Genomic DNA, 14,030 nt, shown 5'->3' with positions numbered 1-14,030 from the left:
TGGCAAGGTCGTGCTCTACCAACTGAGCTATTCCCGCAAAACCTGAAAACAGACCGTACAGCATTTGGTTGCTTGCGCTACTGTACGGGAGCCGAATTATAAGAGCAGACATTCCAATTGCAAGGGCTTTTTTGTCTGGTTGCAGCCGTTCGCTCAAAAGCTGGCCGAACTGCTGATTTTAGCAACCGAACGACGGCAAACCCTTGCCAGCCACTCAGATTTTGAAGACGTGGGCGCGGTAGAACTGCAGTTCGGCGATGGATTCGCGGATGTCGTCCAGCGCCTGGTGGGAGCCGCTCTTCTTGAACTGATCCAGCAGTTCAGGCTGCCAGCGACGGACCAGCTCCTTGATGGTGCTGACGTCCACGTTGCGGTAATGGAAGAAGGCTTCCAGATCGCTCATGTGCTTGACCATGAAGCGGCGATCCTGGCCGATGCTGTTGCCGCACAGGGGGCTGGTGCGCTCCGGCACCCACTGGCGAATGAAGGCGAGGGTCTCGGCAACGGCCTTGGCCTCGTCGTATTCACTCGCCTTGACCCGGGCCACCAGCCCGCTCTTGGTGTGGGTGTTGACGTTCCAGTCATCCATCTTGCCCAGCTCTTCCTCGCTCTGGTGGATGGCGATGACCGGCCCTTCGGCCAGCACGTTCAGGTCCTTGTCGGTGACGATGGTGGCGATCTCCAGTACCACGTTCTCTTCGGGGTCCAGACCCGTCATCTCCATGTCGATCCATACCAGGTTCTGCGCGCTGACTGTCATGATTGCTCTCTCTATTGGGAGGAATGGCGGAATTTTGCCAATTTGCATGTATCATACTGGCTTTGAATCTGTTCATAAACTGGCAAACCCCGTGGCAAAGAAAGCAAAACTCAATCTGGGTCAACAAAGGCGCGTCCAGGCCAACCGCGAGCGGCGGCTGCAAAAAGAGCACACCACAGAGGTGGATGACACCCTGTTCGGCCCCGCCATCGAAGGGGTGGTGATCAGCCGTTTCGGCCAGCACGCGGATGTCGAGGCGAGCGATGGTGCCATCCACCGCAGCAACCTGCGGCGCAGCAGCATCAGCAGCCTGGTGTGCGGCGACAAGGTGGTGTGGCGCCCCGGCCTCAATGCCGCGACTGCCGGCGTCATCGAGGCGGTGCATCCGCGCCACTCGGTGCTGACCCGGCCGGACTTCTACGACGGGGTCAAACCCATCGCCGCCAACATCGACCAGATCATCATCGTCTCGGCGGTGATGCCCGAGTTCTCCACCAACATCGTCGACCGCTACCTGGTGGCGGCAGAAGATGTGGAAATAGCGCCCCTCATCGTGCTGAACAAGGTCGACATGCTCGATGACGCGGCCCGCGCCCGTATCGAGCACCAGCTCGAGACCTACCGCAAGCTCGGTTACGAGGTGCTGCTGGTGAGCTGCGAGAGCGGTGAGGGCATCGACGCCCTCAAGGCGGCGCTCACCGACAAGATCAGCATCTTCGTGGGCCAGTCCGGGGTGGGCAAGTCGTCCCTCACCAACGCCCTGATGCCGGGGCTGGACGTGCTCACCGGCGAGATCTCCGAGAACTCGGGGCTCGGCCAGCACACCACCACCACGGCGCGGCTCTACCACTTCCCGAGCGGCGGCGATCTCATCGACTCCCCCGGGATCCGCGAGTTCGCCCTCTGGCACCTGGAAGCCGACCGCATCACCTGGTGCTTCGTCGAGTTTCGCGACTACCTGGGTGGCTGCAAGTTCCGCGACTGCACCCACAAGGATGATCCCGGCTGCGCCCTGCGCGCCGCGGTTGAAGCGGGCGCCATCAGCGCCGATCGCTTCCACAACTACCACCGCATCCTGGAAACCATGCAGGAAGCCCGCCACGGTCGCCAACAGGCGCGGCTGTGACCCGTTCAACTCATTCCCAGATGAAGATCATGAGCATCACTGACAACCTGAAAATTGCCGGTCAATACTGCCTGCCCAAACACGCCCTCTCCCGCCTGGTGGGCAAACTTGCCGCCGCCGAAGCGGGCAACCTCACCACCAGGGTGATCGAGGCCTTTATCAAGCAGTACCAGGTCGACATGAGCGAGGCGCTGCACGAGAGCCCTGCCCACTACAAGAGCTTCAACGAATTCTTCACCCGCGAGCTCAAGCCCGGCATCCGCACCGTGGTGGAAGACGCCATGACCCTGGCCCTGCCGGTGGATGGCACCGTCAGCCAGCTCGGGCCCATCAGCCAAGGTCGCATCATCCAGGCCAAGGGCCACGACTACAGCGCCCGCGAGCTGCTGGGGGGCTATGAGGATCTGGTGGCCCCGTTCAAGGATGGCGACTTCGCTACCATCTATCTGGCACCCAAGGATTACCACCGCATCCACATGCCGCTGGACGGCGTGCTGGAGAGCATGGTGTTCGTGCCGGGGGATCTCTTCTCCGTCAACCCCCTCACCGCCGAGAACGTGCCCAACCTGTTTGCCCGCAACGAGCGGGTGGTGGCCACCTTCAGAACCCCCCACGGCCCCATGGCCCTGGTGCTGGTCGGTGCCACTATCGTCGCGAGCATCGAAACCATCTGGGCCGGCAACATAGCGCCGACCAAAGAGAAGAAGGTGGTGCGCTGGGACTACACCGGCGATGAAGCCATCACCCTGCAAAAGGGGGCCGAGATGGGCCTGTTCAAGCTGGGCAGCACAGTCGTCTGCCTGTTTGGCCCGGGCATGCTGGCCGGTTTCGAGCCGCACCTGGCCAACGGGGTCACCACCCGCATGGGTCAGCCCTTTGCCACCCTGGCGGCGCAAGCATGAGCGATCAACCCGCTTCCCAGAAGAACAACCCGCTGCACGGGCTGACCCTGGAAGCCATCGTCACCGCCCTGGTCGCGCACTATGGCTGGGAAGCGCTGGGGCAGCAGATCAATATCCGCTGCTTCACCGATAATCCCAGCATCAAGTCCAGCCTGAAGTTCTTGCGCAAGACCCCCTGGGCCAGAGAGAAGGTCGAAAGCCTCTATCTGTACGTCCAGCGCAAGCAGGCCAAAGAGAAGGAGTGACGCCATGGCGTTCAAGATTACCTACACCTACAAGAAGCAGGCCAGGGAGATTGGCTACGCCAACGACAAGTTCAACAGCATCTATGATGCCGTTGCCGCCGCCGAGGGGATCGATCTGACCCGCTTCCACGCCATGGAAGAGCAGCTGGCCCAGGTGTGCCGCCGCGACAAGAAGAGCGTGAAGGATTACCGGGAGAACTACTTCAAGGAGCTGGGCTTCTCCAACATCGTCATCGAACGGGACGCCAAGGAGTAAGCATGCGCACCCTGACCCTGATGGCCTCCTCCCTGCTGCTGGCCGCCTGCAACACGACACTGAGGGAGCCCCTGGTCGGCGCGGATCGCGACGAACATGGCTGCATCGGCAGCGCGGGTTATCAATGGTCGGCGCTGGCAGGCAAGTGCGTGCGGCTGTTCGAGCAGGGCATTCGCCTCAACCCGACCGATGCCGGTCAGACCGTCAGCGCTTTCGTGCTGTTCAATGCCGATCAGAGTCAGGCCGAGCTGACCCTGCCAGAGGGCGAGCCGATCCGGCTGGTCCGCCAGGGCGAAGAGGGCAACTGGTCTTGGCAGGGCGGCGGCTATCAGCTCTTCCCCTGGAAGGGCTATGTGCTCAAATCCGGCGACCATGTGCTCTATCACGGTGATCTGACCCCCTGATCCTCTGGCGTCATCCCTCCCCTCACGCCCTGATGGACGCAGAGCAGGCATAAAAAACCCCGTTGCACGCAACGGGGTTTTTCATGATACCCGGCAGGATCAGTTGCCGAGGGTGGAGAACAGGCTCTGTTCCAGGCTGCCGCGGGAGACGCACACCGGGGTGATGGAGGGAGCCAGCACCCGCTCGCCGGAGGACTCGACGAAGTAGAGCTGGGTATTGCCCTTGACGTTCACGGTGGCGACGCTGTTGTTGCCGCTCTGGGTGATGATCAGGTTGATCTGCAGGTTGGGGTTGCCCAGCGCCACCTTGGATCCCATGGTGCCGCAATCCAGCCACTCCAGACCATCGGCCGAGTTTTCCACGTTGGCGGTCATCAGACCGGCACCACGCTGGCTGTTCTCGATGTTCAAGCCGTGATCGCCGAACCACTTCTCGGCACGGGCCCACACCAGATCCACCGGGATCGCCATCTCCTGGGTGTTGTTGGTTGCCTTGGCAACCGGCGGGGTATAGCGATACTGCTCGCCGCCGTTGTTGTCGCTCGCACAACCCACCATCAACAGGGCCAGGGCGCCCCCCATTATCTTCTTCATGCTGCTTCTCTCATCCATAAGGCCATAGGCCAACCGGCGGCTATTATGGCGATCGCGACACAGGCTGTCAGCAGGGATCCGCACAAATGACGTACTCTTAACCCAGGCTTTACAAAACCCACCTGTTATCATAGATTTGCTCGAAGTCTCCCCCGTGAGTGCTCTCGTGACTTCTTCGCTCTCCCTGGCGCTGCTGCAGCAGATCATCGACCAGTTACCCATGAATATCTTCTGCCGGGACAAGCACGGACGGTACCTGTTTGCCAACAAGGCATTCGCCAGGGAAGCCGGCCTGCAAGACCCGAGCGAACTCATTGGCAAGAGCGATGCCGAGATGCCCTGGGGGGATGTATTCCGGGAGGAAGATGACCGCCTGCTGGCCGACGGCAAACCCCTGCTGCACCAGCAGCTCCATTGCCACAGCGGCGAAGGCGCCAGCTGGATGGAGATCAACAAGGTTCCCCTGTATGACGAGCACGGCGACCCCATCGCCCTGTTTGCCATGGTCAGCGCCATCGATCAGCGCAAGGAGCTGGAGCAAACCTTCCGCCAGCAGCAGTTGCTGCAACGCCGCCTGCTGGATGCCATTCCCGACCTCATCCGTCTCGAGGATCACCAGGGCGTGCTCATCGACTGCAACCAGGCCTTTCTCGACTTCATGGGGCTGGTGGCAAGCGAGGCTCTGGGTCGGCGCGTCCCGCCACGGCTGCCCGTCGAACAAACCCTGGGTCAGGGGGAGTATTGCGTGGTGGATGCCCAGGGCAAAGGCCGCCATCTGGAGGTCACCCGGGTCGAGGTGCCGGATGACGAGGGCAACTCCCTCGGCATCCTTACCCTGAGCCGCGACATCACCGGGCTGCGCACCACCCAGGCCCAGTTGCAGCAGGAGCAGCACTACGACAGCCTGACCGGCCTGCTCAAGCTCTCCCACTTCCTCCAGACCAGCCGTCATCTGGGCGCCCGCAAGGCCAGCCTGCTGCTGGTGGATCTGCAACATTTTCGCGAGATCAACGATCGCTTCGGCATACGGGTCGCCGACCGCCTGCTGAGCCAGGTGGCCCGCCGCCTGCAACGGCTGGCGCCGCCCCAGTCCCTGCTCTGCCGGGTCGCGGCGGATGACTTCGTCCTGCTGCTGCCCGAGCTCCCCCTCTCTCTGGATGCGTGGAGCCGCAACCTGCTGCAGGAGCTGATGACGCCCTACCAGGTGGAAGAACACAGGATCCAGATCCCGGTGTTCCTCGGCATCGCCCATGGCAAGGCCAAGGATGCCGAGCGTCTGCTGAGCCACGCCGAGGCCGCCCTGGCCCAGGGCAAGCGCCAGCAGCAGCACTGTACCCTGTTCGACCCCGCACTCGATGCCAAGCTCAAACGCCGCCAGCTCATCGCCGCCCAGTTGCCACTCGCCATCAAGTCCGCCGAGCTGACCGCCGTCTACCAGCCCATCATCTGTACCCACAGCAACCGGCTGCACGGGGCTGAGCTGCTCTGCCGCTGGCCCCATCCCGAATTCGGCATGATCTCCCCCGACGAGTTCATCCCGCTGGCGGAGGAGCTGGGGCTCATCGGCCAGCTCGGCCAGCTGATGCTGGAGCTCGGCTGTGCCCAGCTTGCCCGCTGGCAGGTGGCGGCCCCGGATCTGGTGCTCTCCATCAACCTCTCGCCCCTGCAGTTCCGCGATCCCGAGCTCTGCCCGCAGATCTTCGACTGCATCGCGCGCCACGGGCTCGCCCCCTGGCAACTGGAGCTGGAGATCACCGAAGGGGTGCTGATGGAGAATGCCGACGAGATAGAGAGCAACCTGGCCAGCCTCATCGAGGCGGGCTTCCAGCTCGCCATCGACGACTTCGGCACCGGCTACTGCTCCCTCGCCTATCTTCCCAGGCTGCAGGTGGCGACCCTCAAGCTCGACAAAAGCTTCACCCAGGGGCTGGCCACCAACCAGGCCACCACCGCCATCGTGCGTTCCGTCATCGGGTTGGGCCATGAGCTTGGCATCAAGATCACCGCCGAAGGGGTGGAGACACCGGAGCAGCAGGCCTGGCTGGTGCAGGTAGGTTGCGATCGGCTGCAAGGCTATCTGTTCAGCCGCCCCCTCCCACCGGCCGACTTTGCCCGCAGCTACCAGCTGCCGGAGCAGTAAGCCAGCAACAACAAGGCCACCCGAGGGTGGCCTTGTTGTTTTTGCAAAGCGTGCATGATCTGGGGCACTTACTCCTGGAAGTAGGTGCCCCAGCCGTCGTAGTCCACCCCGTATTTCTCGAGGATGGGCAGCATCTTCTCGATGTCGGCGACGATGGTGTCGATATCCAGCTTGCACTCCACCATGGCGTCGAAGCAGAAGATGGTGGCGCCGTCGTCCAGCTCCATCTCCTCGGCGTCGGTCACTTCGAAACCGGCCTTGAACAGATCGACCGCCGCCTTCTCCAGCAGATCGAACTTCTGGCAGGCAAAGTGGTGCTCAATCTCGTAATCCAGATCCGGGTTGCTGCCATCGGCCAGCAGCTCGTTGACGATGGCGGCGGTCTCTTCGCGCCACTCTTGCATATTGGTATTCATATAAACCCCAGGCGGTGTTGGATGGATGTCACCCCTGCCAGCCGCGTCGGCCCGGACCATGGCCAGGGGATGAGTGCGGCAAAGCATACCCGCAGAGCGCGGCAGGCTCAATCGATGGGCCAAGATAACTGGCGCCTCTCCCGGCTTGGCGCCAGCGGGCAGCCCTCGGCACGTCAGGCAGCTCGCCCCCCTTCATGATGTTCTGCTGGCCGTCGGCCCCCCCCTGTCCCACAGGCCCCCCTCTTTTCATGGTTAAAACGGGGAAACCGGTCCAATCACGGGAAGATTGCTCGGATATCGAGCGAACGGTACATCAATCTGCGGCCTGTGGTTGACACCCCAGTCCAGAAAGGGTTTAATGCGCGCCGTTGCCCAGATAGCTCAGTCGGTAGAGCAGGGGATTGAAAATCCCCGTGTCGGCGGTTCGATTCCGTCTCTGGGCACCAACTATTCCTCCTTAGTTCAGTCGGTAGAACGGCGGACTGTTAATCCGTATGTCACTGGTTCAAGTCCAGTAGGAGGAGCCAAATTCGAAAGGCCCGCTCAGATGAGCGGGCCTTTTTGCATCTGTCATTTACTCACATGCCGGGGCTAGTAGTGGTTTTCGTCCCCATGCCATACGTGTCCAGCCGAGCAGGCACGGGCGACTTCGTGACAGGGGTCGTCCGCATGGCGGCGGAAGAAGTGCTGATCCTGTTGCAGCAGGAGCGAACTCATCGAGTGGCTCATGCCAGCCAGTGCCTCGCCAGCGGTCAATCCTGCAACCCGGTGATCTGTGGCCAAATGAGCCAGGACTTTTTCACGACTGTTCATGATCGCCTCCCTCTGTGGATCCGGTCGTAAATTGACCATAGCAGCCGTGCTCTGCATACCGCAAACCCGCGCCAGCAAAGGGCTACAGGCAGGTCCCGACCTTCTGTTCCGGCATGAAAAAACCCGCTCATGACAAGCGGGTCTGTTTCACTCAGCTAACCGCCGTTGCAGGCCGCCAGCAACAGAGTGGCACCACAGGTGGCGCTGAACACCAGCAAACCCGCCTGCAGCACCCCCTCCGGATCCCTCAGTGTGCGTCTCTTGCGAACACGTATCCATCTCGGCTTCATCGAGCCAACTCCATCCAGTTTCCTGCACCCGGGGTGCTGACCTATCCCTGCCCGTCCCGGCAGGCGGCTCATCTTTGTCCAGTTGCAGCCCGCCGTCAACAGCGGCGAAACCACACCTTGTACGGCACCGACCTCAGACTCCATCTCTGTTAACAATCTCGAAAACCGGCGTGACCCGCCCCTGCGCCAGGGCTATGATGAGGCCGACGATTTTCCTACCCTCAGGGAGACCCCAGATGAGCAGCCCCTTGCACTATGTGCTGGATGGCATCCATTGCGAGCCACACTTTTTTACCGTGCCCCTCGACCACCAGCATCCCGATGAGGAGGCGACCCTCACCCTGTTTGGCCGCACCCTCTGCCGCAAGGACAAGCTGGATGATGACCTGCCCTGGCTGCTCTATTTGCAAGGGGGCCCGGGCTTTGGCGCTCCTCGCCCGACCGCCGATGGCGGCTGGATCAAGCGGGCCCTGCAGGAGTTTCGGGTGCTGCTGCTCGATCAGCGCGGCACCGGCCACTCTACCCCCATCAGTGCTGACGCCCTGGCGGGGATGACCCCCGGTGAGCAAGCGGACTACCTCGGCCATTTTCGCGCCGACAGCATAGTGCGCGACGCCGAATGCATTCGCGAGGTGCTGAGCCCGGGGCGCCCCTGGAGCCTGCTCGGCCAGAGTTTCGGCGGCTTTTGCAGCCTCACCTACCTCTCGTTGTTCCCAAGGAGCCTGCACGAGGTCTACCTCACCGGCGGCGTGGCACCCATCGGGCGCAGTGCGGATGAGGTCTACCGCGCCACCTACCAGCGGGTGGCGGACAAGAACCGCGCCTTCTTCACCCGCTTCCCCCATGCCCAGGCCCTGGCCAACCGGCTGGCCAACCACCTGCACCACTACGATGTGCGCCTGCCCAACGGCCAGCGCCTGACGGTGGAGCAGTTGCAGCAGCAGGGGCTGGATCTGGGGGCCAGCGGCGCCTTCGAGGCACTTTACTACCTGCTGGAAGACGCCTTCATCGGCGAACGCCTCAACCCCGCCTTCCTCTACCAGGTGCAGGCCATGCAGCCGTTCAACACCAACCCGGTGTTCGCCATCCTGCACGAGCTCATCTATTGCGAAGGGAGTGCCAGCAACTGGGCGGCAGAGCGGGTGAGAAGGGAGTTCCCTGCCCTGGCCTGGGCGCCAGGCAAAGATTTCGCCTTTACCGGCGAGATGATCTTCCCCTGGATGTTCGAGCAGTTCCGCGAGCTCATTCCCCTGAAGGAGGCCGCCCACCTGCTTGCCCAGAAAGCGGACTGGGGTCCCCTCTACGACCCGGCGCAGCTGGCCCGCAACACTGTGCCGGTGGCCTGCGCCGTCTATGCCGAGGACATGTACGTGGAGTTTGACTACAGCCGCGACACCCTGAAGGGGCTTGGCAACAGCCGCGCCTGGATCACCAACGAGTACGAACACAACGGCCTGCGGGTCGATGGCGAGCGGATCCTGGATCGGCTCATCCGCATGAACCGGGATCGCTGATCCCGCCGGGCGCACGCCCGCAGCAAGACAACAAGTTCGAGGGCGGCCCATGAGCCGCCCCGCCCATGGAAGCAACACAAAACAACAAGGACACCCATTGGATCATCCGGAAATCTCGGCCGGCTGGCTGAGTCGCCTCTTCTATCGCTGGACCGGCCCGCTGCTGCGCAAGGGGCTGACCCAGCCCCAGGTCAGTCTCGACGATCTCTATCCCCTGCTGCCGGAAGACAGGCGCGACGGCCGCGCCGACGCCTTCCTCGCGCTCACTGCCCGCCAGCCGGTGCGCCCCTGGCCCCTGACCGCCTTTATCTGGCGCCATTACAAGGGACGGATTGGCCTGCTCACCCTGCTGCAACTGCTCGGCATGCTCGCCACCCTGACCAGCCCCTGGCTGCTCAACCACAGCATGACCCAGCTCGGCACCGATGCCACCACCGGCCACAAGCTGCTGCTGGCCCTGGCCCTGTTCGCCTCCGTGCTCGCCGCCGGCATGCTGGCGGAGCACTCCCTGCAACTGGCCCTCAAGATGCACGTGCCCATCCGCCGTCTGCTGGCCGAATCCCTGCTCGCCAAGGTAATGAAGCAGGGTGGCAAGAGCTTCGACGACAGGGCCGGCGGCCGGGTTCAGAACCTCATCAACCGGGACGTGTGGGACATCACTTGGATCCTGGCTGACCCCGCCATGCCGGTCACCATGGCGCTGCAACTCATCGGCACCATCGCCCTGCTGGTGTGGCAGGTGGGCAGTGCCGGTCTGGTGGGCTTCGCGGTGCTGGCCCTGCTGCTGCTCATCTCCACCCGGGTGGTACGGCGCATGAACCAGCAGGAGCAGCAGCTCAAGCGTCAACAGGACGAGCGCAACGGCATCCTGGCGGAATACATCAAGAAGCTGCGGCTGGTGCGCCAGAACGGGCTTGGCCCCTTCTTCACCCGGGCGGCCAACACCAAGCGCCAGCAGGAGTTGGGAGTGCTGGGCAGGGTGCTCAGGCTCGATGCCATCAACGAAGGGCTGATGCTGAGCACTCCCCTGCTGGTGACCCTGGCCACCTTCACCACCTACCTGGCGTCGGGCAACACCCTCACCCTGCCCCAGGTGTTCACCACCATCGCCCTGTTTACCGTGCTGCGCATTCCCATGATGCGACTGCCCTACCTCATCCGCACCCTGATCAACTTCAACACCGGCTTCAACCGGCTGTGCGAGTTCCTGAACAGCCCGGAGCAGCATCGGGATCTCACCGATCCCAGCTTGCCGGTGGGCAGCCTGCGGCTCGACAACGTCACCGCCCTGCACCAGCAAAAACCGGTGCTCGAGGGAGCCAACCTCGCCATCGCACCGGGGGAGCTCGTGGGGATCACCGGGGCCACCGGGGCGGGCAAGAGCTGCCTGCTGCATCTGGTTGCCGGCTTTGACAGCGAGTTTGCCGGCAGCATCCGTCGCCACGGCCGGGTTGCCCATCTGGGCCATAAACCCTGGCTGATGAACGACACCATCCGCAACAACATCCTGTTCGGCCAGCCCTGGCACGCCGAGCGCTATCGTTGGGTGCTCGGCGCCTGCGCCCTCACGGCCGATCTCGCGCTGCTCAGCCACGGGGATCAAACCCTGGTGGGGGAGCTCGGCACCCGCCTCTCCGGCGGCCAGCAGCAGCGGGTCGCCCTGGCTCGCGCCCTCTACGCCCGGGCCGATATCCTCCTGCTGGACAACCCCTTGTCTGCGCTCGACCCCATGGTCGCGGCCCAGGTACTGGAGCAGGGGCTCGCCTTCAAGCCGGGGCCAACCCGGCTCCTGGTGAGCCACGACCCGGATGTGCTGGCCAGGTGCGATCGGGTGATCCGCATCGAGCAGGAGCGCCTGGTGGAGCTCGATGCCCACCAGTTGGCGGATCTTGTCCAGCATCCCCAGCCCGCCCCGCCGGTGCCCCCTCAGGAGGCGGAGCAGTTCAGCGAGGAGAAAGTGGTGGAGGGCAAGGTGGACTGGGGGCTGTTTGGCTTCATGTGGCAGCGCCTCGCCGCCCCCGGTGCCATCCTGCTCGTCCTGCTGCTCACCCTGGGCCAGGAAGGGCTGCGCATCGCCTCGGATCTCTGGCTCGGCGGCAAGGCCGAGGTGAGCGACGTCACGACCCTGCTCGGCATCTATGTGCTGCTGGGGGCGGGCTCCCTCGCCTGCATCATGGCGGTGCGGGTCATCAACTACAAACTCGGCCTCAAGCTGGCCTGGACCCTGTTTGACGGCATGCTGGGGCGCATCAGCCGCGCCCCCATGGCCTTCTTCGACAAGGTGCCCCAGGGGCGCATCCTCAACCGCTTCGACCGGGATCTGGGGGAGGCGCAGGAGATGCTGCTCTCCATGCTGGTGGGACTGTTCGGCATGCTGGTGTCCGTGGCCTTGCAGGTGGTGGTGATCGGCATCAATATTCCCCTGCTGCTGCTCATCGCCCCCCTGGTGGGATGGGCGCTCTATGTGTTGCAGCGCCGCTACCGGGCGGTGCAACTCAAGCTGCGGCGCCAGTCCTCGGTGCTGCGCTCCCCGCTCTACATCAGCATCAGCGAGACCATCCGCGGCGCCCCCGCCCTGCGCCTGGCCGGGGCCGAGCGTTTCGCGCTGGACCAGGTGCTGCACCACTATGACAACAACCTGCGCAGCTGGTACACCACCACCTCCATCAACCGCTGGCTCGGCATGCACCAGACCCTGCTCTCCGCCGCCCTGGTGGGGGCCGTGGCACTCATGGTGGCCTTTGGCAACAGCCCGCTGCTGGGGGCGGTTGCCATCACCTATGCCTTTACCGCTTCCGCCATGCTCAACTCCCTCATCCGCACCTTTGCCGAAGTGGAACAGGTGATGAACGCGGTAGAGCGGGTGCGCGAATACAGCGAAATAGAGAGCGAACGCCAGGAGGGAGAGGCCCTCGCCACCCCTCACCCCGCAGTGCGCTTCGACAACCTGGGGCTGCGCTACCCCCAAACCAGCCAGTGGGCGCTGCACAAGGTGAACTTCGAGCTGGCCCCAGGTGAAAAGGTGGGTGTGTGCGGGCGTACCGGGGCAGGCAAAAGCTCCCTGCTGGGGGTATTGCAGGCCATGTATCCCGCCTCCCAGGGGGAGATCTTCTACGGCAATCAGCCACTGTCACGACTTGCACCGGAGGCGGTGCGCGATCTCTACGACACCGTCTCCCAGATCCCGCTCACCTTCTTCGGTACCCTGCGGGCCAATCTGGCGCCCCTGACCGAGCATGAGGACGCCGTGCTTGAGCAGGCGCTTGCCCGGGTGGGCCTCGCCGAGCGCTGCGCCGGGCGGCTGGACGAGGATCTCGACAGGCTGCAACTCTCCGCCGGCGAGACCCAGCTGCTGGTGATCGCCCGCATCCTGCTGTCGCGCCGACCGCTCATCGTGCTGGACGAGGCCACCTCGGACCTCGATCACGGCGGCATGCGCAAGATGGCCGAGCTGCTCTACCGCTACCGGCCGGAGGCCAGCTATCTGGTGATCGCCCACCACCTGGAGCCGCTCTTGTCGGTGGACAAGGTGGTGGTGATGGAGGCCGGCACCGTGGTGGAGCAGGGGTCGCCGGTGAGCCTGCTGGCCAACTCCCACTCCCGCTTCCACCAGCTGTTTGCCGGCCAGGTCAACCGTCAGGTGCCCCAGACGGCATGAGCACCAAAAATAACAAGGGCTGCCCCCGGGCAGCCCTTGTTGCTTGAGGAGAGCCTCAACGCTCCATGATCTGGGTGATGTCGTCCTTGTTGATATGCACTTCCCTCCCCTCTTCATCGTAATAGCGATACATGCCTGTGGTCTCGTCCAACCTGGGTTTGCTGTCGGTGGCAATCATCTTGCCATCCTTGGTGCTCATGATGTATTGGGAGCTGCACCCCGCCAATCCCAACAGACAAACCAGCATCATCACAGCTTTCATCACTCTCCCCTTCTTCACGCTCACCCTGGCGGTGATAGATGAAGCCTAGCTCAGGGTGGGTTTCAGACTGCAGCAACCACAAAATTAGAGCAAAAAGTCAACCCCACCAGACAGAATCCATACGACACCCCCGCACAGATACCAGAAACAAAGTCATTACGCCCTGCATGTTGAATTATCCACACACAGTCACATACCCGGTCATTTATTGTGCCTTCTGTTCAAAGAAAGGAATAAATCCGAGATTGGTCATAGGAATTGTCTGATATATGTTGCAAAAAAATACACTTTTGATAAATTTCCGCGCGGAAAACAAATCTCATAGTCATTGCCAATACAATCAACAATTTGACGCTTTGACCATCGGGATACGACGCACACTGTCGTCCAACCTGAAAAAATAACAAAAAATACACACCCCATGCCGATTTGCCCTTCGGATGCGGTAGCCATGTCTTTTTATCCCTGACCAGCATGGACGTTGTGACACGCATAATGAGTGAAGGCACAATAATTGCCGTACACAGGGCAGCACACTGACCCCAAGTACCAATCATGCCATCGCTGTCCCTGCGGGTGGTTTGCTCCTCATGCTGACAGCGCTGGGCATACCCGAACCTTCCATTACCTGGGTACCTTGCATATAAAAA

General features: G+C 62.6%; 14 protein-coding genes and 2 tRNA genes. 10 read left to right on the top strand and 6 right to left on the bottom strand.

The annotated features are described in order from the left end of the window. Nucleotides 1-214: 214 nt before the first annotated feature. Nucleotides 215-760 (bottom strand): oligoribonuclease, encoded by a 546-nt coding sequence (gene orn, locus BGO64_RS13875; RefSeq protein ID WP_042014296.1) that lies wholly within the window; start codon nucleotides 758-760, stop codon nucleotides 215-217. 91 nt (nucleotides 761-851) lie between these two features. Here orn and rsgA point away from each other — a divergent pair, with 91 nt between their 5' ends. Genes rsgA through BGO64_RS13850 form a run of 5 tightly spaced genes read left to right on the top strand, consistent with a single transcriptional unit; the run spans nucleotide 852 to nucleotide 3,693 of the window. Further along, nucleotides 852-1,886, top strand: coding sequence for a small ribosomal subunit biogenesis GTPase RsgA (gene rsgA, locus BGO64_RS13870; protein WP_042879889.1), 1,035 nt, complete (start codon nucleotides 852-854; stop codon nucleotides 1,884-1,886). A gap of 29 nt (nucleotides 1,887-1,915) precedes the next feature. Continuing rightward, the gene (asd, locus tag BGO64_RS13865; RefSeq protein WP_286700863.1) at nucleotides 1,916-2,788 is read left to right on the top strand and encodes an archaetidylserine decarboxylase; all 873 of its coding nucleotides are present in this window, start codon (nucleotides 1,916-1,918) and stop codon (nucleotides 2,786-2,788) included. Then, nucleotides 2,785-3,033 carry a VF530 family protein gene (locus BGO64_RS13860; RefSeq protein WP_041212447.1) on the top strand — a complete coding sequence of 83 codons (249 nt, stop codon included), beginning with the start codon at nucleotides 2,785-2,787 and terminating at the stop codon, nucleotides 3,031-3,033. The genes asd and BGO64_RS13860 overlap by 4 nt, the downstream gene beginning before the upstream one ends. A gap of 4 nt (nucleotides 3,034-3,037) precedes the next feature. Beyond that, nucleotides 3,038-3,289, top strand: coding sequence for a DUF2960 domain-containing protein (locus BGO64_RS13855; RefSeq protein WP_010675489.1), 252 nt, complete (start codon nucleotides 3,038-3,040; stop codon nucleotides 3,287-3,289). Between the two features lie 2 nt (nucleotides 3,290-3,291). Then, nucleotides 3,292-3,693, top strand: coding sequence for a hypothetical protein (locus BGO64_RS13850; RefSeq protein ID WP_286700862.1), 402 nt, complete (start codon nucleotides 3,292-3,294; stop codon nucleotides 3,691-3,693). 99 nt (nucleotides 3,694-3,792) lie between these two features. On the opposite strand, the gene BGO64_RS13845 is transcribed toward BGO64_RS13850, so the two are convergent. Then, on the bottom strand, nucleotides 3,793-4,287 hold the full coding sequence (locus BGO64_RS13845) for a hypothetical protein (RefSeq protein ID WP_029314787.1): 495 nt from the start codon (nucleotides 4,285-4,287) through the stop codon (nucleotides 3,793-3,795). Nucleotides 4,288-4,453: 166 nt separating this feature from the next. Here BGO64_RS13845 and BGO64_RS13840 point away from each other — a divergent pair, with 166 nt between their 5' ends. After that, nucleotides 4,454-6,427, top strand: coding sequence for a putative bifunctional diguanylate cyclase/phosphodiesterase (locus BGO64_RS13840; RefSeq protein ID WP_286700861.1), 1,974 nt, complete (start codon nucleotides 4,454-4,456; stop codon nucleotides 6,425-6,427). A gap of 68 nt (nucleotides 6,428-6,495) precedes the next feature. Here the strand turns inward: BGO64_RS13840 and rraB are convergent, their stop codons facing one another. Then, complete coding sequence (gene rraB, locus BGO64_RS13835; protein ID WP_010675493.1) at nucleotides 6,496-6,831, bottom strand: ribonuclease E inhibitor RraB; 336 nt, start codon at nucleotides 6,829-6,831, stop codon at nucleotides 6,496-6,498. Nucleotides 6,832-7,213: 382 nt separating this feature from the next. On the opposite strand from rraB, the gene BGO64_RS13830 reads away from it, so the two are divergent. Both BGO64_RS13830 and BGO64_RS13825 read left to right on the top strand, forming a co-directional pair. Continuing rightward, nucleotides 7,214-7,289, top strand: a tRNA-Phe gene (locus tag BGO64_RS13830). A gap of 5 nt (nucleotides 7,290-7,294) precedes the next feature. After that, nucleotides 7,295-7,370: transfer RNA gene (locus BGO64_RS13825), tRNA-Asn, on the top strand. Nucleotides 7,371-7,434: 64 nt separating this feature from the next. On the opposite strand, the gene BGO64_RS13820 is transcribed toward BGO64_RS13825, so the two are convergent. Together BGO64_RS13820 and BGO64_RS13815 are read right to left on the bottom strand one after the other, a co-directional pair. Further along, the gene (locus BGO64_RS13820; RefSeq protein WP_257713785.1) at nucleotides 7,435-7,560 is read right to left on the bottom strand and encodes a hypothetical protein; all 126 of its coding nucleotides are present in this window, start codon (nucleotides 7,558-7,560) and stop codon (nucleotides 7,435-7,437) included. Nucleotides 7,561-7,811: 251 nt separating this feature from the next. Then, the gene (locus tag BGO64_RS13815; RefSeq protein ID WP_272952917.1) at nucleotides 7,812-7,946 is read right to left on the bottom strand and encodes a hypothetical protein; all 135 of its coding nucleotides are present in this window, start codon (nucleotides 7,944-7,946) and stop codon (nucleotides 7,812-7,814) included. 236 nt (nucleotides 7,947-8,182) lie between these two features. Between BGO64_RS13815 and BGO64_RS13810 the strand changes: the two genes are divergently transcribed. After that, complete coding sequence (locus BGO64_RS13810) at nucleotides 8,183-9,460, top strand: alpha/beta fold hydrolase (RefSeq protein ID WP_286700860.1); 1,278 nt, start codon at nucleotides 8,183-8,185, stop codon at nucleotides 9,458-9,460. A 97-nt stretch (nucleotides 9,461-9,557) separates the two neighbouring features. Further along, complete coding sequence (locus BGO64_RS13805; RefSeq protein WP_286700859.1) at nucleotides 9,558-13,118, top strand: ATP-binding cassette domain-containing protein; 3,561 nt, start codon at nucleotides 9,558-9,560, stop codon at nucleotides 13,116-13,118. A gap of 55 nt (nucleotides 13,119-13,173) precedes the next feature. On the opposite strand, the gene BGO64_RS13800 is transcribed toward BGO64_RS13805, so the two are convergent. Continuing rightward, nucleotides 13,174-13,380: a YgdI/YgdR family lipoprotein gene (locus BGO64_RS13800; RefSeq protein ID WP_041215736.1), complete on the bottom strand. Its 207-nt coding sequence runs from the start codon at nucleotides 13,378-13,380 to the stop codon at nucleotides 13,174-13,176. Nucleotides 13,381-14,030 lie beyond the last annotated feature (650 nt).

The organism is Aeromonas sp. 62-46, assembly GCF_001898585.1.
Taxonomy (GTDB): Bacteria; Pseudomonadota; Gammaproteobacteria; order Enterobacterales; family Aeromonadaceae; genus Aeromonas; species Aeromonas caviae.
This window is presented reverse-complemented; position numbering and strand designations above follow the sequence as displayed.

What these genes read in the sequence shown, in the direction of transcription:
- orn (WP_042014296.1), bottom strand. Translation starts at nt 760, where the DNA reads ATGACAGTCAGCGCGCAGAACCTGGTATGGATCGACATGGAGATGACG.
- asd (WP_286700863.1), top strand. Translation starts at nt 1,916, where the DNA reads ATGAGCATCACTGACAACCTGAAAATTGCCGGTCAATACTGCCTGCCC.
- BGO64_RS13860 (WP_041212447.1), top strand. Translation starts at nt 2,785, where the DNA reads ATGAGCGATCAACCCGCTTCCCAGAAGAACAACCCGCTGCACGGGCTG.
- BGO64_RS13855 (WP_010675489.1), top strand. Translation starts at nt 3,038, where the DNA reads ATGGCGTTCAAGATTACCTACACCTACAAGAAGCAGGCCAGGGAGATT.
- BGO64_RS13850 (WP_286700862.1), top strand. Translation starts at nt 3,292, where the DNA reads ATGCGCACCCTGACCCTGATGGCCTCCTCCCTGCTGCTGGCCGCCTGC.
- BGO64_RS13845 (WP_029314787.1), bottom strand. Translation starts at nt 4,287, where the DNA reads ATGAAGAAGATAATGGGGGGCGCCCTGGCCCTGTTGATGGTGGGTTGT.
- rraB (WP_010675493.1), bottom strand. Translation starts at nt 6,831, where the DNA reads ATGCAAGAGTGGCGCGAAGAGACCGCCGCCATCGTCAACGAGCTGCTG.
- BGO64_RS13820 (WP_257713785.1), bottom strand. Translation starts at nt 7,560, where the DNA reads ATGAGTTCGCTCCTGCTGCAACAGGATCAGCACTTCTTCCGCCGCCAT.
- BGO64_RS13815 (WP_272952917.1), bottom strand. Translation starts at nt 7,946, where the DNA reads ATGAAGCCGAGATGGATACGTGTTCGCAAGAGACGCACACTGAGGGAT.
- BGO64_RS13810 (WP_286700860.1), top strand. Translation starts at nt 8,183, where the DNA reads ATGAGCAGCCCCTTGCACTATGTGCTGGATGGCATCCATTGCGAGCCA.
- BGO64_RS13800 (WP_041215736.1), bottom strand. Translation starts at nt 13,380, where the DNA reads ATGAAAGCTGTGATGATGCTGGTTTGTCTGTTGGGATTGGCGGGGTGC.